The following is a 17395-nucleotide window of genomic DNA, read 5'->3' as shown; positions in this document are numbered from 1 at the left end:
GAAAAGGATGCAACATATTCTGGAGAAACTTTATCAGGGGCTGACGCTGACCCGGGCAGAAAGCCACCAGCTGTTCAGCGCTATTATCACCGGCCAACTGGAACCAACGCAGCTGGCGGCAGCGCTGATAGCGATGAAAGTACGCGGCGAACGTCCGGAGGAGATCGCCGGTGCCGCATCGGCTCTGCTGGCGGACGCACGTCCCTTTCCGCGCCCCGACTACGCCTTTGCCGATATTGTCGGCACCGGCGGCGACGGCAGCAACAGCATTAATATCTCTACCGCCAGCGCTTTTGTCGCAGCAACCTGCGGTTTGAAGGTGGCCAAGCACGGTAACCGTAGCGTCTCCAGCAAGTCCGGCTCATCCGATCTGCTGGCGGCGTTCGGCATCAGCCTGGATTTACCGGCTGAACAGGCGCGTCAGGCACTGGACGATCTTAACGTCTGTTTTCTGTTCGCTCCGCAGTATCACACCGGTTTTCGCCATGCGATGCCGGTACGCCAGCAGTTAAAAAGCCGGACGTTGTTTAACGTGCTGGGACCGCTAATCAATCCAGCGCGCCCGCCGCTGGCGGTGATTGGCGTTTACAGCCCGGAACTGGTGTTGCCGATTGCGGAAACGCTGCGTGTGCTGGGCTATCAGCGTGCGGCGGTGGTTCACGGCGGCGGTATGGACGAGGTGGCCATTCACAGCGCCACGCAGGTTGCGGAACTGCGCGACGGCGATATCACCAGCTATCAGCTGACGCCAGATGATTTCGGCCTGCCGTATCATACTAAAGAGTCGCTGGCAGGCGGATCGCCGGAAGAAAACCGTGACATTCTGACGCAATTGCTCCAGGGTAAAGGCGAGCAGGCGCACCAGCACGCCGTGGCGGTTAACGTTGCTATGTTATTGAAAATTTTTGGCAATGAAGATTTACGTGATAATGCCCGGCGCGCGCTGAAAGCGATTGCGAGCGGTCAGGCTTACGAGCGCGTTGTCGCGCTGGCAGCAAGAGGCTAGAGATGCAAACCGTACTGAATGAGATCATCCGGGATAAAAGGCTATGGGTGGAAAATCGCAAGACGCTCCAGCCGCTGGCCTCTTTTCAGCAGCAACTGGTGCCCTCCACCCGCAGTTTTTATCATGCGCTACAGGGCGCCCGCACCGCTTTTATTCTTGAGTGTAAAAAAGCATCGCCCTCCAAAGGGGTGATCCGTGCCGATTTCGATCCGGTAGCCATAGCTGAAGTCTATAAAGATTATGCGTCAGCAATTTCCGTGCTCACCGACGAGACGTGGTTTCAGGGCAGTTTCGACTACCTGTCGCTGGTGAGCGCAGCGGTTAGCCAGCCAGTGCTGTGCAAAGATTTTATTATCGATCCCTGGCAGATTTACCTGGCGCGCTTTTATCAGGCCGATGCGGTATTGCTGATGCTTTCCGTGCTGGATGATGAACAGTATCGTCAGCTGGCGGCGGTGGCGCACAGCCTGGAAATGGGAATTCTGACCGAAGTCAGTAACGAAGCCGAACTGGAGCGCGCGCTGGCGCTGAACGCCAGAGTTGTGGGTATCAATAACCGCGACCTGCGCGACCTGTCGGTTAATCTGGACCGTACCCGCCAGCTGGCGCCACGGACGGGTCACGGCGTCACGGTAATCAGTGAATCTGGCATCGGCAGCTATGCGCAGGTTCGTGAACTGAGCCGTTTTGCCAGCGGTTTTTTAATCGGCTCCGCCCTGATGAGCGAAGCGGATCTTCACCTGGCGGTACGGCGCGTGCTGCTGGGAGATAACAAAGTTTGCGGCCTGACCCGACCAGAAGATGCCTTTGCGGCCTGGCAGGCAGGCGCCATTTATGGCGGTTTGATTTTCGCCGAAGGATCGCCGCGTAAAGTTGATATTGCCCAGGCACGACAGGTTATTGCAGCGGCCCCTTTGGGCTACGTGGGCGTGTTCCGCAATGCGGCAATCGGTGACGTTGTCACAACCAGCCGTGCGCTGTCTCTGAGCGCCGTTCAGCTGCACGGCAATGAAGATCAGGATTATATTGATACGCTGCGCGCTGAACTGCCGCCAGAAATCGCGATCTGGAAAGCGCTTAGCGTGAGCGATCGGCTTCCGACGCGCAATCTCGCCCATGTCGATCGCTATGTTTTTGATAATGGCGCTGGCGGCAGCGGCCAGCGTTTCGACTGGTCATTACTCACCGGCCAGCAGCTGGATAATGTGCTGCTGGCGGGCGGTCTCGGTGCAGATAATTGCGTATCGGCAGCGCAGCTGGGCTGCGTCGGGCTCGATTTTAATTCCGGTGTTGAAAGCGCGCCGGGCATCAAGGATGCCGAAAAGATCGCCGCAGTTTTTCAAACGCTGCGCGCCTACTGACAGCATACGTCCGCACCGCGGGCGGTGATAAGGAAAATAACGCACATGACATTACTGAACCCCTACTTTGGCGAATTTGGCGGCATGTATGTTCCGCAAATTCTGATGCCTGCGCTGCGCCAGCTGGAAGAAGCCTTTGTTAGCGCCCAACGCGACGCCGACTTTCAGGCGGAGTTTAACGATCTGCTGAAGAATTATGCCGGACGTCCCACTGCGCTGACGCTTTGTCAGAACCTGACCAAAGGCAGCAAAACGCGTCTCTATTTGAAGCGTGAAGATTTGCTACACGGCGGCGCGCATAAAACCAATCAGGTTCTGGGCCAGGCACTGCTGGCGAAACGGATGGGCAAAACGGAAATCATTGCCGAAACCGGCGCGGGTCAGCATGGCGTCGCCTCGGCCCTTGCCAGCGCCCTGCTGGGCCTGAAATGCCGTATTTATATGGGCGCAAAAGATGTAGAACGTCAGTCGCCCAATGTTTTCCGCATGCGTTTGATGGGCGCCGAAGTGATCCCGGTTCACAGTGGCTCCGCGACGCTGAAGGATGCCTGTAATGAGGCGCTGCGCGACTGGTCCGGCAGCTATGAGACCGCGCACTATATGCTGGGCACCGCCGCAGGGCCGCATCCTTATCCTACTATCGTGCGTGAGTTTCAGCGGATGATTGGCGAAGAGACCAAAGCGCAGATCATGCAGGCGGAAGGACGTTTGCCGGATGCGGTGATCGCCTGCGTGGGCGGCGGCTCAAACGCTATCGGTATGTTTGCCGACTTTATTGATGAGAAAGATGTCGGTCTGATTGGCGTTGAGCCTGCCGGGCACGGTATTGAAACCGGCGAGCATGGCGCACCGCTGAAGCATGGACGGGTTGGCATCTATTTCGGTATGAAGGCGCCGATGATGCAGACCGAGGATGGTCAGATTGAAGAGTCCTATTCCATTTCCGCCGGGCTGGATTTCCCGTCGGTGGGGCCGCAGCATGCACATCTGAACAGCATTGGCCGCGCGGAATATGTATCCATTACCGATAACGAAGCGCTGGCGGCTTTTAAACAGCTTTGCCGGGCGGAAGGTATTATCCCGGCTCTGGAATCAGCGCATGCGCTGGCCTGGGCCCTGAAGATGATTCAGCAAGATCCTGAAAAAGAGCAGCTGCTGGTGGTCAACCTTTCCGGCCGTGGCGACAAAGATATTTTTACCGTTCACGATATTCTGAAAGCGCAGGGAGAGATCTAATGGAACGTTATGAACAGCTGTTTAAACGTCTGCAGGCCAGCAAAGAAGGCGCTTTTGTTCCTTTTGTTACGCTGGGCGATCCCTCGCCGGAGCTCTCTTTGCAGATTATCGATACGCTGGTGGCCGCTGGTGCCGATGCCCTTGAGTTAGGTATTCCCTTCTCCGATCCGCTGGCGGATGGGCCGACTATTCAGAACGCCACGCTGCGCGCCTTTGCTGCCGGAACCACGCCGGCGCAATGTTTTGAGATGCTGACGACCATACGTCATAAATATCCCGATTTACCGATTGGGCTGCTGATGTACGCAAACCTGGTGTTTACTAACGGCGTCGATGAATTTTATGCCCGCTGCGAGCAGGCTGGCGTCGATTCGGTGCTGGTTGCCGACGTGCCGGTCGAAGAGTCAGGTCCTTTCCGTCAGGCAGCGATGCGTCATAATATCGCGCCGATATTTATCTGCCCGCCTAATGCCGATGATGATTTGCTGCGCGCGGTCGCTTCTTACGGACGTGGTTATATCTATCTTTTGTCGCGTGCCGGCGTTACCGGAGCGGAGAAGCGCGCCAGCCTGCCGTTAAAGCATTTAATCGACACGCTGCGTGAGTACCATGCCGCGCCTACGCTGCAAGGTTTCGGCATTTCAGAACCTTCGCAGGTAAAAGAGGCGATTGCGGCTGGCGCAGACGGTGCAATTTCCGGCTCTGCCATTGTAAAAATCATAGAAAAACACCACGCCGAACCTGACGTGATGCTTGCCGAGCTGAAACGTTTTGTCAGCGAGCTGAAAGCGGCTACCCGCTAAATCCTCTGTGCCTTGCCTCTGGTAAGGCACTCTTTATCCGCGCCTTTTCCCCTGCCCGTTTGTATTTCCCACTATTGTCTACCACACTTAATGTGCCGCTAATCGAAGCGGCAACCGCCTTTTTCATGACAGGGAGTAGCGATATGAAAGCTGTTAAATTGTTTACCGGAACAGTGGCTGCTGCGGCGGTAGCCATGATGCTGAGCGCCTGCGCCCCGACTTCCACCCAGGAAGGAACCGGGGGATATATTGATGACACGGTGATCACTACCAGGGTGAAATCCCAGTTCCTGGGCGACGAATCACTGAAAGCACGTGAAATAAATGTGGAGACCTTTAAAGGTCGGGTACAGCTCAGCGGCTTTGTTTCTTCGCCGCAGATGGCTAACCATGCGGTAGAAGTGACGCGCCGCGTGCCGGGCGTGAAATCGGTAGTCAATAATATGCAGATTAAATAATTTTCCGCTCAGGCCGCTATGCCAGCGGCCTTATGCGTTTTAGCAGCGCAATCAGAAGCGGTAACCCACGCCAAAGAAGAATACCCAGGGATCAATACGCGTATCGATATTCTGCTGCTGACCGCCCGCTTTGAATTTGACTTCGGTATCAATATCCATATACCAGACCGACATATTCAGCATCCAGTCTTGATCGATTTCATAATCCAGCCCCACCTGACCGGCCATCCCCCATGAATTTTTTACACTGAGATCGCTCAGGCCCGCGTCGCGTCCGGTCTGGTTAAAATCGGTATCGTAAAAGGTGGTGTAGTTAATCCCGGCCCCGACATAAGGACGCAGCTTACTGTTGCTGTCAAAAAAGTAATATTGCGCCATTAGCGTTGGCGGAAGCTGACGTACGGTTGCCAGCGTACCCGTCGCAGCGAGGCCGACTTTATGGCGAAACGGTGTTGCAGCCAGCAGCTCTACGCCAATATTATCGGTGGCCATCCAGGTGAACGTCAGACCGAGCTGCGTATTGTTATCAACGTCAAAAGACCCCATCCCCAGCACGTTATCCGATCCTTCAGAGGGACGAACCGTCGCGCTACCCGCACGTATAAAAAAGTCGCCCGCCTGATGGGCGCTGGCAATAACCGGAAATGCCGAGAGGAACGCCAACGCTAATGCAGCTCGTTTCATAACTACTCCTTGTGTAATTAAAAGGGATTAACCCCTACCCACTTATAAGTAAGAAAAAAGTGTCAGAAGCACCTTTTACAACGAAACGGCTGAAAAATCATGTAGATCAAATTTTCCATAGCACTTAAAAAAGGCAACATTGATTTAGATCAATAAACAAAGCGGTAACACCTGTGAAATTCCCGTTGCAGGACGTTACATGAAAGATTATTTTGCTGATCTTCCAGTGTGATTTTGGTTCGATGCCTCGGAGGGGCGGGCGATCAAATGAGCGATAATTTTAATCCTTGTGTTTCCTGTGGTGCCTGCTGCGCCCATTTCCGTGTTTCCTTCTACTGGGCTGAGGCAGATGATGCCGGTGGAGGCGTACCCGCCGATCTCACCGAACCGCTTAATTTGCTGATGCGCAACATGCGTGGCACAAATGCCCGTACGCCGCGCTGTGTTGCTTTGCAGGGCGAAGTGGGTCAGTGCGTCTCCTGTGGTATTTACGAACAGCGTCCAACGCCCTGCCGTGAATTTGCTATGTCCGGTGAAAATGGTGTCGGGAATGAAGCCTGTGACCGTGCCCGGGCAAAATATGGTCTGCCACCGCTGTTTTTTTCATCAAACCCGCCACTTACTGAAAGTTATGTAAGTCTGGGTGCCAGTCCCGCGTCAGACCATGTACAATCGCCGGATCTGTAAACCGGTAATTACCAAAGGAGTGTACATGTCCATCACGGCGGGCTCGCTATACCGTGACACGGGAAATTTTTTGCGTCATCAGCTGGCCACTATTGTGCTGATAGCATTACTGACATCACTGATTACAGTGATGATTGGTCATGTGTTAACACCGGACGCAGAACAGCTCTCGATACTGAGCGAAGGCGATAACGGCGGCGCCACTTCGTTAATTGAGGTGATCCAAAACTTGTCGCCGGAACAGCAGCAGGTTCTGCTACGCGCTTCAGCAGCCGGTACGTTTGCCTCTCTGGTCGGTAATACATTGCTGCTCGGCGCCATGCTTTGCCTGATCCCTCTGGTGTCGGCGGGTCAACGAACCAGCGCGCTGCGGGCGATTGGCGCTTCTGCTCCTTTGCTGCCGCGTCTGCTGCTGCTGACCTTTCTGATTACGCTGGTGGTACAGCTTGGCTTTATGGTGCTGGTTATTCCCGGCGTGATTCTGGGTATCCTGCTTTCTCTGGCGCCGGTGATTCTGGCGATTGAGAAAACCGGTATTCTTGCCGCGCTGCGCACCAGTTCCCGTCTCGCCTGGGCACATATGCGTCTGATCGCACCAGCGGTCATCGTCTGGTTGCTGGCTAAAATGGCCTTATTGCTGCTGGCCTCTTCCTTTACCGTCCTGCCGGCTAATGTCGCCTCTGTGTTGCTTAATGCGTTAAGCAACCTGGTTTCGGCAATATTGGTTATTTATCTGTTCCGTCTTTATATGCTGCTGCGTTAAGTTCTGACGGCATACTTTGTATGCCGTTGTTCTTTTCTACCGGGCTCGATCTGGAATTCATTATGAAGCAACTACTCGATTTTCTTCCGCTGGTGGTCTTTTTCGTCTTTTATAAGCTGTACGATATTTATGTCGCCTCCGGCGCGCTGATAGCCGCAACCGGGCTGGCGCTGGTCGCCAGTTGGATCCTCTATCGTAAACTGGAAAAGATGACCATCTTTACCTTTGTGCTGGTCGCGGTATTCGGCACGCTGACGCTGGTTTTCCATAACGATGAGTTTATCAAATGGAAAGTCACGGTTATTTATACGCTGTTCGCTCTGGCATTATTGTTCAGCCAGCTTTTCATGGAAAAACCATTAATTCAGAGCATGCTGGGGAAAGAGCTGCAGCTGCCGCAATACGCCTGGCGTAAACTGAATATTGCCTGGGCGCTGTTCTTTCTGGCGTGTGGTCTGGCGAATATCTATGTTGCCTTTTGGATGCCGCAGGCGTTTTGGGTTAATTTTAAAGTCTTCGGCCTGACGGGCCTGACGCTGCTGTTTACCTTGCTCAGCGGCGTTTATATTTACCGTCTGATGCCTCAGCAGGAAAAATAGTTCTGCTCTGCCCGGCCCCAATGCACCGGGCTTTTATTTTGCTAACTAAAGAATTGAGTAATGGATAATAATCGTAAGCCGCAAGGCGAAATGGTGTTACGTACGCTGGCGATGCCGGCGGATACCAACGCTAACGGCGATATTTTCGGCGGCTGGCTGATGTCGCAGATGGATATTGGCGGCGCTATTCTGGCCAAGGAGCTGGCCGAGGGACGCGTTGTGACGGTACGCGTTGATGGAATGACGTTCCTTAAGCCGGTGGCGGTAGGAGACGTTGTCAGCTGCTATGCCCGCTGTATTCGCACCGGCAGCAGTTCGATGACCATCAATGTGGAAGTCTGGATCAAGAAAGTCTCTTCTGAGCCGCTGGGCCAGTTCTACTGTACTACCGAAGCGATTTTTATCTATGTCGCGGTAGATGAACAGGGGAAATCTCGTCCGCTACCAGCCGGGAAGAGTCATTATCTTGCGCAGGAGAGTACGGAATAAAGCGCCGCGTCTGTAATTCATGAAAAAGGTGCCGCGCAGGCGCGGCACCTTTTTCAGGCGATCGCCGTGCTATTCAATGCTGGTGCCGCCATTAATGCGAAACACGATAGTCATCGTCAGGTTATTGCCTGGCTTACCGCTCTCATAGCGCCACTTCCTCATAGCCTGCTTCACATCACGCTCAAACATATTACGCGGCTGCGCTGACAGAATACGAATGTTATCAACACGTCCGCTGCTGTCTACGTCATACTGCACACGCACACGCCCTTCAATACGCAGGGCAAAAGCGCGCGCGGGATAGCCCGGCTTGCCGACGCTTAACGCTCGCGGTCCGTCAGAAACGGTGCGCGATGGCGCTGGCGAAGTTTTCGGCGCGGTGGAGGGTTTCGCCGCCGTGGTTTTAGCGCTATTTTCCTGGAAAGGCGATGCCTGCCGCGGCTGCGTCTGTGGTTTGATCTCTTTAGGCGGCTTCACCACCTCTTTTTTAACCGGTTTCGGTTTGGGCTTCGGCCTGGGTTTTGGCTCAGGTTTGGGGATCGTTACCGGCTCCGCCTTCGGCGGCTCAGGCATCGGCTCCGGCTGGGGTTCCGGTTCTGGTTCCGGCATGGGCGCAGGCTCCGGTGTAGGCTGTGCCTGCGGCTGAACCTCCGGAGCCACCAGCGAGACGCTAATGGGCTGCGACATCTTAGGCGCTTCAACGCTCCGGTTAAACGAAGCATACAACAAAGCGGCAATCACGCTGCCGTGCAGCGCCACTGAAAGCAACATGGATACTGATAAGCGGCGAGGTAAAGGAGTCGTCAGCGTTGTCATAACTATTCGCATGGTCAAGTGAGGTCGCAATTTTAAATGCAAATAGCAATCAGTTTCAACAACTCACCCACTACAGCAGCCAGAAAAAAGCATAAAACCCGCCTTCATTGCTACAGGTCAACACGGCGTTATCTTTTCATTTGCACAAAACTTTACGATAAATTAACGTAACTGCCAAACTGACCCGCCCCAACAGGAGTAATTATCGTGCTGTATGTTATTTATGCTGAAGACAATGCCGATTCGCTGGAAAAGCGCGGCGCCGTTCGCCCGGCCCACCTTGCTCGTCTACAGCTACTGCGGGACGAAGGTCGTTTAATTGTGGCAGGCCCGATGCCTGCCGTTGACAGTAACGAACCGGGAGCGGCGGGTTTTACCGGCTCAACGGTGATCGCTGAGTTCCCCTCGCTGGAAGCCGCGCAGTCCTGGGCTGAGGACGATCCCTATATCGCCGCTGGCGTCTATAAACAGGTCGCAGTAAAGCCGTTTAAGCGGGTATTTTGAGCGTAAACATCTTGCTGGCGGGTAAATAAGCAGGGGCAAAAAGCCTCAGAGAAACATTAAGGGAGCCACAAAGCTCCCTTTTTTCTTACCAGAAATAGTTGATAAACAGCACTGAACGGCGTTGCTGCTGCGCCAGCTGATGGCGAATAGCATGAATACGTCGATAACGTCGCGACTGCCCTTCCAGCCAGCGCGCCTTTTTACGCTGAGCCTGACGCAACATACGCCAGCGAGCGACTTCATTCCTGCTTCGCTTCATAATATTTATCCGATTGCCAAACAACGCGGCGCATTATAGATCTTTTCCTCTGCTGGCAACATCCTTCTCTGTTGCTGATTAATGGCAAAGGGTTTCGCAGGTGGCTATCTCCACGTACACTCCCTGCATCAAAGCGCGAACCGGACTTCCACTTTATGACCACGTTCTACACTCTGATTAGTTGGCTTTTATTTTTCGGCTACTGGTTACTGATCGCTGGCGTGACGCTGCGTATTCTGATGAAACGCCGGGCAGTAACGTCAGCGATGGCCTGGCTGTTGATTATCTATATTCTGCCGCTGGTGGGCATCATCGCTTATCTTTCCTTTGGCGAGCTCTATCTGGGCAAACGGCGTGCTGAGCGCGCGCGCACCATGTGGCCCTCTACGGCCCGCTGGCTGCATGACTTAAAAAGCTGTCACTCTATTTTCGCCACAGAACACAGCGATGTGGCACGCTCGCTGTTTCAGCTGTGTGAAAATCGTCAGGGCATTGCCGGTGTGAAAGGCAACCAGCTGCAGCTGCTGACCAGTACTGACGATACGATGAAAGCCCTGATCCGTGATATTCAGCTGGCGCGCCATAATATCGAGATGGTGTTTTATATCTGGCATCCCGGCGGCCTGGCAGACGACGTTGCCGAGTCGCTGATGGCGGCAGCGCGACGCGGCGTGCACTGTCGCCTGATGCTGGATTCAGCCGGCAGCGTCACCTTTTTCCGCAGCCAGTGGCCCGCGATGATGCGCAATGCCGGGGTTGACGTTGTGGAGGCGTTGCAGGTCAGCCTGCTGCGCGTTTTTCTGCGCCGTATGGATTTACGTCAGCACCGTAAAGTGGTGCTGATCGATAACTATATTGCCTATACCGGCAGCATGAATATGGTAGACCCGCGCTATTTCAAACAGGATGCGGGCGTGGGTCAGTGGATCGATTTAATGGCGCGTATGGTGGGCCCGGTAGCCACCACCATGGGCATCATCTACTCCTGTGACTGGGAGATTGAAACGGGCAAACGCATTTTGCCGCCGCCGCCGGATACTAACGTGATGCCCTTCGAACAGGAGAGCGGGCATATTATACAGGTGATCGCCTCTGGTCCCGGTTTCCCGGAGGATATGATCCATCAGGCGCTGTTGACAGCGGTCTATTCGGCGCGCGAACAACTGATTATGACCACGCCCTACTTTGTTCCCAGCGACGATTTATTACATGCTATCTGTACGGCGGCGCTGCGCGGCGTTGATGTCAGTATCATTGTGCCGCGTCATAATGACTCGTTGCTGGTTGGCTGGGCCAGTCGCGCTTTCTTTACTGAACTGCTGGAAGCCGGGGTAAAAATTTATCAGTTCGAAGGCGGCCTGCTGCATACCAAAAGCGTGCTGGTGGATGGGCAGCTTAGCCTGATTGGCACCGTTAACCTGGATATGCGCAGCCTGTGGCTGAATTTTGAAATTACGCTGGTGATTGACGACGACGGTTTTGGCAGCGATTTGGCGCACGTGCAGGATGATTATATCGCCCGCTCCCGTCTGGTGGATGCCAAACGCTGGGTGCGTCGCCCCTGGTGGCAGCGGATCGTTGAACGACTGTTTTACTTCTTTAGTCCGTTGCTGTAAAAGATGCGGAAAATGCTATTACGCCTGCGGGCATACGGGATCAATCATGGACTTAAATAACCGTCTTACTGAAGATGAAACGCTGGAACAGGCTTACGATATTTTTCTTGAGCTGGCGGGTGATAACCTCGATCCGGCGGATATCATTCTGTTTAACTTGCAGTTTGAAGAGCGCGGCGGCGCGGAGCTGTTTGATCCCTCGGAAGACTGGCGCGAGCATGTCGATTACGATCTGAATCCCGACTTTTTCGCCGAGGTGGTGATTGGTCTTGGCGAAGCGGAAGGCGAACCGGTAACCGACGTCTTTGCCCGCGTTCTGTTGTGCCGTGAGAAAGATCATAAGCTGTGCCATATTTTATGGCGTGAATAACGTGCGTCCCATGACCAAAAAGGCTGCCTCCGGCAGCCTTTTTGGTATCAGCACGCTATAGCGGATCAACCTTCAGGCAGGAAACCGCATGGCGAAAACTCCCCTCCAGCAGCGGGCGGGTTTTCGCGCATTCGGGTCCGGCAATCGGGCAACGGGTACGGAACACGCAGCCCGATGGCGGATTAATCGGCGATGGCAGATCGCCCTCCAGCAGCTGAATAGTTTTATTTCTCTCCCGATCGGGATCGGGGATCGGTACGGCAGACATCAGCGCGCGGGTATAAGGATGCTGCGGATTGTTATAGACCTCGCTCCAGGTTCCCAGCTCTACCGCATGTCCCAGATACATCACCAGCACGCGATCGGAAATATGTTTTACCACCGCCAGATCGTGAGCGATAAAGATTAGTGAAAGCCCCATTTCACGCTGTAACTGCTGTAACAGATTAACTACCTGCGCCTGAATCGAAACATCCAGCGCCGATACTGGCTCATCGCAAATGATCAGTTTCGGCTCCAGAATCAGCGCGCGGGCAATACCGATACGCTGACACTGACCGCCGGAAAACTCATGCGGATAACGGTTAATCAGGTTCGGCAGCAGCCCGACTTTCATCATCATCGCCTTCACACGATCTTTTATTTCCTGACGCGGCATATTGGGATGATAGGTTCGCAGCGGCTCAGCGATAATATCGCCGATATTCATGCGTGGGTTCAGCGAGGCCAGCGGATCCTGAAAAATCATCTGAATATCGCTGCGCGCCTTGCGCCACTCTTCGTCGCTTTGACCAATCAGATCGCGGCCCAGCCAGGCGACGCGGCCCTCAGTCGCCTTGACCAGGCCGATAATGGCGCGCGCCAGCGTTGATTTGCCGCAGCCTGATTCGCCAACCACGCCCAGCGTCTCTCCCTCATACAGACGCAGGCTGACGCCATCTACCGCCTTCAGGGTTTTCGACGGCTGCCAGAACCACTGTTTGCCATCTTTTATATCGAAATGCACTTTAAGGTCGGCGATTTCAAGCAGGACTTTTTTCTCAGCTACGGCATTCATACTAATTCCTCCACCGGCTTAAAGCAGGCGCGCAAACGTCCCTCGCCAAAGGCTTCCAGCGGCGGCGCGGCGGCGCAGATTTCCATCGCATAGGGGCAACGGGGCTGAAACGGACACCCTTTCGGCAGACGCAGCAGATTCGGCGGATTGCCCGGTATGGTCAGCAGCGATTCCCCTTCCGTATCCAGACGCGGCACCGCGTTCAGCAGCCCCAGCGCGTAAGGATGCGCCGGATGATAAAAGACGTCGCGCGCGCTGCCATATTCCATGGTGCGTCCGGCGTACATCACCAGGACCTTATTACAGATACCCGCCACGACTCCCAGGTCGTGCGTGATCATAATGATGGCGGTATTGAATTCGCGCTTCAGCTCATTCAGCAGCGTCATGATTTGCGCCTGCACCGTCACATCAAGCGCGGTGGTCGGCTCATCGGCAATCAGCAGTTTGGGCCGGCAAAGCAGCGCCATGGCAATCATTACGCGCTGGCGCATGCCGCCAGAAAACTCATGCGGGTACATTTTCATGCGCTTGCGCGCTTCCGGCATTTTTACCGCATCCAGCATCCGTACCGACTCTTCAAACGCCTGCGCTTTGCTCATTCCTTTATGCAGCTGTAATACTTCCATCAGCTGATCGCCGACGCGCAGATAGGGATTCAGCGAGGTCATCGGATCCTGGAAAATCATCGCCACCTGCTCCGCCCGCAGCGCGTTAAGCTGCTTCTCCGGCAGGTTAAGGATTTCACGACCGTTAAAACGCGCGGAGCCTTCGATGCGTCCGTTACTGGCCAGCAGGCCCATCAGGGCAAAAGCGGTTTGTGATTTACCGGAGCCGGATTCGCCGACAATCCCTAACGTTTCACCGGCCCGCAGGCTGAAGTTAAGATCATTCACCGCCGTGACATCGCCGTCCGGGGTAGAAAAGGTGACGCGTAAATCCTTCACGTCGAGCAGTAAGTCGCTTCCCGCGTTTTTCGCCATCGCTGGCTGAACCTCAATAGTACTCATCGGGAAACTCCTTAACGATCTTTCGGGTCGAGGGCATCACGCAGGCCATCGCCGATAAAGTTAAAACAAAACAGCGTAATCACCAGAAACCCCGCCGGATAAAGCAGCAGCCAGGGCGACACTTCCATTGAGTTGGCACCGTCGCTCAGTAAGGCACCCCAGCTGCTGAGCGGCTCCTGCGTACCCAGTCCCAGAAAGCTAAGGAATGACTCAAACAGGATCATGCCCGGCACCAGTAAGGAGGCGTAGACCACCACCACGCCCAGCACGTTCGGCACGATATGGCGCAGCACAATCTTGATTGTCGAGACGCCGCCAACCTGGGCTGCTTCAATATATTCCTTTCGCTTCAGGCTTAACGTCTGGCCGCGCACAATACGCGCCATATCCAGCCAGGAGACCATGCCGATGGCGACAAAGATCAGCAGGATGTTTTGCCCGAAAAAGGTCACCAGCAGGATCACAAAGAACATAAAGGGAAAGGAGTTAAGGATTTCCAGCAGGCGCATCATAACGGAATCGGTTTTTCCGCCCAGATAGCCCGCCAGCGTGCCGTACAGGGTGCCAACCACTACCGCCACCAGCGCGGCGGCAATGCCAACCATCAGCGAGATGCGCCCGCCAATCGCCACGCGCACCAGCAGATCGCGTCCGGAAGAGTCAGTGCCGAAATAGTGGCCCGATTCCATATCTGGCGCGGCAGACATCATCGCCCAGTCGGTATCATCATAGGCAAAGGGCGAGACCCAGGGGGCAATAATCACAAAAAGCGCGATCAGCAGTAAAATAAACAGGCTGGCCAACGCCGCACGGTTATGTATAAAACGACGACGCGCGTCCTGCCACAAACTGCGCCCTTCCACTTCCAGCTTTTCACTGAACGTATCAAGAGCTTCGCTATTTTTCTTACTTAAAATCATGGCGAGCCCCGGTATTAATAACGAATTTTTGGATCGATAACGGCATACAGCACGTCAACGATGGCGTTAAAAACAATGGTCAGCGTGCCGACTAAAATCGTCAGGCTCAGTACCAGTGAATAGTCACGGTTCAGCGCGCCATTAACAAACAGCTGACCAATTCCCGGTAGCCCGTAAATAGTTTCAATAACCATCGAGCCGGTAATAATGCCAACAAAAGCGGGGCCAAGATAAGAAAGCACCGGCAACAGCGCAGGCTTTAAGGCGTGACGTAACACAATACGCCGCGTCGGTAATCCTTTCGCACGCGCGGTACGAATAAAGTTAGAGTGCATGACCTCGATCATTGAGCCACGGGTAATACGCGCAATGCTGGCGATATAGGCCAGTGACAGCGCCACCATCGGCAGGATCATAAATTTCAGCGCCCCGCCGTTCCAGCCACCGCCGGGCAACCATTTCAGAGTAATAGAAAAGATTAATACCAGCAGCGGCGCGACAACAAAACTGGGAATAACTATGCCGGTCATCGCCACCCCCATGACGACATAATCCCATTTACTGTTTTGATTTAACGCAGCGATAACGCCTGCCGTTACCCCCAGCAGCACGGCAAAAATAAAGGCCGCTGCGCCGAGCTTCGCGGAAACCGGGAACGAGCCGGCCACTAAATCGTTAACGGTATAATCCTTATATTTAAACGAGGGACCGAAATCGCCGTGCGCCAGTTGGTTAAGGTAATCGACGTACTGCTTCCACATCGGATCGTTTAAATGATATTTCGCTTCGATATTCGCCATTACTTCCGGCGTTAAGGCACGTTCACCGGTAAAGGGACTACCGGGCGCCAGGCGCATCATAAAGAAAGAGATAGTAACCAGAATAAATAGCGTCGGAATTGCTTCAAGGCAGCGACGCAGGATGAACTTTAACATTGCCCGTACCTGATAAACCTGGCTTCAGCCGGATAGCCGAAGCCATATTGCCTGAAATGGGCGGCCTGCGACCGCCCGGAAACCTGCATTAATGTTTGATGATATAGAGATCTTTATCGTGCGAGTTATCCAGCGGATCTTTGCCGGTATAGCCGCCGACGTACGGTTTCACCAGACGCAGGTTTTTGTAGTAGTAGATCGGCACAATAACGGAATCTTTATCCAGCACCTTCTCCGCTTCGGCGTAAATCTGGCTCCGCGTAGCCTCATCCTTCGCGCTCAGCGCCTGCGCCAGCAGCTTATCGAACTCAGCGCTTTTATAGTGCGAGGTATTATTGCTGCTGTTTGAGAGCATGGTATTCAGAAAGCTGGTGGGTTCGTTGTAATCGGCACACCAGGCGGCGCGCGCGACATCAAAGTTGCCCTGGTGACGCGTATCAAGGAAGGTCTTCCACTCCTGGTTTTGCAGCTTCACATCAACGCCCAGGTTTTTCTTCCAGATCGAGGCGGCGGCAATGGCCAGCTTTTTATGCAGATCGGAAGTGTTATACAGCAGGCTGAACGACAGCGGTTTATCGGCGGTATAGCCCGCTTCGGCCAGCAGCTTTTTCGCTTCTTCATTGCGTTTCTGCTGGGTCCAGCTCATCCATTCCGGTTTGGTCAGAGTGATGCCGTCAGTAAATGGCGGCGTATAGCTCCAGGCGGGGTCTTCGCCCTGCGCTTTTACTTTATTCACGATGATATCGCGATCGATACCCAGCTTCAGCGCGGTACGCACGCGCGGATCGTTAAACGGCGGTTTCTGGTTATTAATTTCATAATAATAGGTGCAGAGATACGGGTCGGCATGGATCTCCTGCGGGATCTCTTTTTTCAGCTTCTGATACAGCTCAATCGGCAGATAGTTATAGGTCATATCGCTGCCGCCGCTGCGATAGCGGTTTGTATCGGTCACTTCTGAAGAAATGGGCAGGAAGGTGACTTTATTCAGTACGGTATGGGCGTTATCCCAGTATTGCGGGTTACGCTCTACAACCAGGCGTTCGTTAATCACCCACTCTTTAACCTTAAACGCGCCGTTGCCGACGAAGTTTTCCGGCTGCGTCCACTTATCGCCAAATTTTTCGATAACGGGTTTATACACCGGCGACATTGAATGATGAATAATCAGCTTGTAAAAATAAGGCACCGCTTCGCTCAGCGTAACCTCCAGCGTATGGTCATCAACCGCTTTAATCCCAAGGGTATCCGGCGCTTTTTTACCTGCAATAATATCATCTACGTTTAGCAGGTGGCCGTACTGCAGATAGCTGGCATAGGGCGAGGCGGTTTTCGGATCGGCCAGACGACGCCAGCTATAAACAAAATCATTGGCGGTTAGCGGCTCGCCGTTGGACCATTTCACATTTTTACGCAGATGGAAGATCCAGACCTTACCGCCCTCTTTGCTTTCCCAGCTTTCCGCCACGCCAGGTTGAATTTTGCCGTCGGCGTCGTTAATCGCCAGCCCTTCATACAGATCGCGGCTCACATAGGCTTCCGGCGTGCCTTCGACTTTGTGGGGATCGAGCGACTGCAGCTCGGCGCCGTTGCCTCTGATCAGCTCCTGTTTCTCCGCCAGCTGCACCCCTGCCGGCACATTGGCTGCCAGCGCGCTGTTCACGGTTAATGCGCCCAGCGCTGCCATAACGCCCAGTGCCGCCAGGCTTTTTTTTGTGATGTTGGTCATGTTTACTCCAGTTTTTTTATAATTACCGCAGTATTTACCTGCGGCTTTCCCCCGCTGTACGGGTTACCTGCCACGCGCTCCGGAACCTGAAGC

20 protein-coding genes are annotated in these 17395 nt (G+C 54.1%); 12 read left to right on the top strand and 8 right to left on the bottom strand.

Going from position 1 to position 17395, the window contains the following annotated elements:
• The first annotated feature begins 7 nt into the window (after positions 1-7).
• The 5 genes from trpD to B1H58_RS16750 all read left to right on the top strand — a co-directional run bounded on the left by trpD (position 8) and on the right by B1H58_RS16750 (position 4864).
• A complete protein-coding gene (gene trpD / locus B1H58_RS16770; RefSeq protein WP_085071595.1) occupies positions 8-1006 on the top strand; it encodes an anthranilate phosphoribosyltransferase in 999 nt (332 codons plus the stop codon).
• A 2-nt stretch (positions 1007-1008) separates the two neighbouring features.
• Complete coding sequence (trpCF, locus tag B1H58_RS16765) at positions 1009-2367, top strand: bifunctional indole-3-glycerol-phosphate synthase TrpC/phosphoribosylanthranilate isomerase TrpF (protein WP_085071594.1); 1359 nt, start codon at positions 1009-1011, stop codon at positions 2365-2367.
• Positions 2368-2412: 45 nt separating this feature from the next.
• The gene (gene trpB / locus B1H58_RS16760) at positions 2413-3603 is read left to right on the top strand and encodes a tryptophan synthase subunit beta (protein WP_085071593.1); all 1191 of its coding nucleotides are present in this window, start codon (positions 2413-2415) and stop codon (positions 3601-3603) included.
• Positions 3603-4406 (top strand): tryptophan synthase subunit alpha, encoded by an 804-nt coding sequence (gene trpA / locus B1H58_RS16755; RefSeq protein ID WP_085071592.1) that lies wholly within the window; start codon positions 3603-3605, stop codon positions 4404-4406. The genes trpB and trpA overlap by 1 nt, the downstream gene beginning before the upstream one ends.
• Positions 4407-4549: 143 nt before the next feature.
• A complete protein-coding gene (locus B1H58_RS16750; RefSeq protein WP_085071591.1) occupies positions 4550-4864 on the top strand; it encodes a BON domain-containing protein in 315 nt (104 codons plus the stop codon).
• A gap of 51 nt (positions 4865-4915) precedes the next feature.
• Here the strand turns inward: B1H58_RS16750 and ompW are convergent, their stop codons facing one another.
• A complete protein-coding gene (ompW, locus tag B1H58_RS16745) occupies positions 4916-5548 on the bottom strand; it encodes an outer membrane protein OmpW (protein ID WP_085071590.1) in 633 nt (210 codons plus the stop codon).
• Positions 5549-5815: 267 nt separating this feature from the next.
• Here ompW and B1H58_RS16740 point away from each other — a divergent pair, with 267 nt between their 5' ends.
• The 4 genes from B1H58_RS16740 (at position 5816) to yciA (ending at position 8086) form a co-directional block, all read left to right on the top strand.
• On the top strand, positions 5816-6235 hold the full coding sequence (locus tag B1H58_RS16740; RefSeq protein ID WP_085071589.1) for a YkgJ family cysteine cluster protein: 420 nt from the start codon (positions 5816-5818) through the stop codon (positions 6233-6235).
• Between the two features lie 25 nt (positions 6236-6260).
• Entirely contained in the window at positions 6261-6998 is a 738-nt protein-coding gene (locus tag B1H58_RS16735; protein WP_085071588.1) for a YciC family protein, read from the top strand.
• Positions 6999-7060: 62 nt separating this feature from the next.
• Complete coding sequence (locus tag B1H58_RS16730) at positions 7061-7597, top strand: septation protein A (RefSeq protein ID WP_085072349.1); 537 nt, start codon at positions 7061-7063, stop codon at positions 7595-7597.
• 60 nt (positions 7598-7657) lie between these two features.
• Positions 7658-8086, top strand: a complete 429-nt coding sequence (yciA, locus tag B1H58_RS16725) for an acyl-CoA thioester hydrolase YciA (protein ID WP_085071587.1) — start codon at positions 7658-7660, stop codon at positions 8084-8086.
• A gap of 69 nt (positions 8087-8155) precedes the next feature.
• Here the strand turns inward: yciA and tonB are convergent, their stop codons facing one another.
• Positions 8156-8902, bottom strand: coding sequence for a TonB system transport protein TonB (gene tonB / locus B1H58_RS16720; protein ID WP_085071586.1), 747 nt, complete (start codon positions 8900-8902; stop codon positions 8156-8158).
• 207 nt (positions 8903-9109) lie between these two features.
• On the opposite strand from tonB, the gene B1H58_RS16715 reads away from it, so the two are divergent.
• Positions 9110-9406: a YciI family protein gene (locus tag B1H58_RS16715; RefSeq protein ID WP_085071585.1), complete on the top strand. Its 297-nt coding sequence runs from the start codon at positions 9110-9112 to the stop codon at positions 9404-9406.
• An 85-nt stretch (positions 9407-9491) separates the two neighbouring features.
• On the opposite strand, the gene B1H58_RS16710 is transcribed toward B1H58_RS16715, so the two are convergent.
• Positions 9492-9665, bottom strand: coding sequence for a YciY family protein (locus tag B1H58_RS16710; protein ID WP_133158584.1), 174 nt, complete (start codon positions 9663-9665; stop codon positions 9492-9494).
• A gap of 155 nt (positions 9666-9820) precedes the next feature.
• Between B1H58_RS16710 and cls the strand changes: the two genes are divergently transcribed.
• Both cls and B1H58_RS16700 read left to right on the top strand, forming a co-directional pair.
• Positions 9821-11281: a cardiolipin synthase gene (gene cls, locus B1H58_RS16705; RefSeq protein ID WP_085071583.1), complete on the top strand. Its 1461-nt coding sequence runs from the start codon at positions 9821-9823 to the stop codon at positions 11279-11281.
• Between the two features lie 46 nt (positions 11282-11327).
• Positions 11328-11651 carry an HI1450 family dsDNA-mimic protein gene (locus tag B1H58_RS16700; protein ID WP_085071582.1) on the top strand — a complete coding sequence of 108 codons (324 nt, stop codon included), beginning with the start codon at positions 11328-11330 and terminating at the stop codon, positions 11649-11651.
• Positions 11652-11706: 55 nt separating this feature from the next.
• Here the strand turns inward: B1H58_RS16700 and oppF are convergent, their stop codons facing one another.
• The 5 genes from oppF to oppA all read right to left on the bottom strand — a co-directional run bounded on the left by oppF (position 11707) and on the right by oppA (position 17302).
• Positions 11707-12708, bottom strand: a complete 1002-nt coding sequence (gene oppF / locus B1H58_RS16695) for a murein tripeptide/oligopeptide ABC transporter ATP binding protein OppF (RefSeq protein WP_085071581.1) — start codon at positions 12706-12708, stop codon at positions 11707-11709.
• Positions 12705-13718 carry an ABC transporter ATP-binding protein gene (gene oppD, locus B1H58_RS16690; protein ID WP_085071580.1) on the bottom strand — a complete coding sequence of 338 codons (1014 nt, stop codon included), beginning with the start codon at positions 13716-13718 and terminating at the stop codon, positions 12705-12707. Before oppD ends, oppF begins: the two co-directional genes overlap by 4 nt.
• 11 nt (positions 13719-13729) lie before the next feature.
• The gene (gene oppC, locus B1H58_RS16685) at positions 13730-14638 is read right to left on the bottom strand and encodes an oligopeptide ABC transporter permease OppC (RefSeq protein ID WP_085071579.1); all 909 of its coding nucleotides are present in this window, start codon (positions 14636-14638) and stop codon (positions 13730-13732) included.
• Positions 14639-14652: 14 nt separating this feature from the next.
• Positions 14653-15573: an oligopeptide ABC transporter permease OppB gene (gene oppB / locus B1H58_RS16680; RefSeq protein ID WP_085071578.1), complete on the bottom strand. Its 921-nt coding sequence runs from the start codon at positions 15571-15573 to the stop codon at positions 14653-14655.
• A gap of 88 nt (positions 15574-15661) precedes the next feature.
• A complete protein-coding gene (gene oppA, locus B1H58_RS16675) occupies positions 15662-17302 on the bottom strand; it encodes an oligopeptide ABC transporter substrate-binding protein OppA (RefSeq protein ID WP_085071577.1) in 1641 nt (546 codons plus the stop codon).
• Positions 17303-17395: the final 93 nt, after the last annotated feature.

Origin of the sequence: Pantoea alhagi, from assembly GCF_002101395.1 — a bacterium.
Taxonomy (GTDB): Bacteria; Pseudomonadota; Gammaproteobacteria; order Enterobacterales; family Enterobacteriaceae; genus Mixta; species Mixta alhagi.
This window is presented reverse-complemented; position numbering and strand designations above follow the sequence as displayed.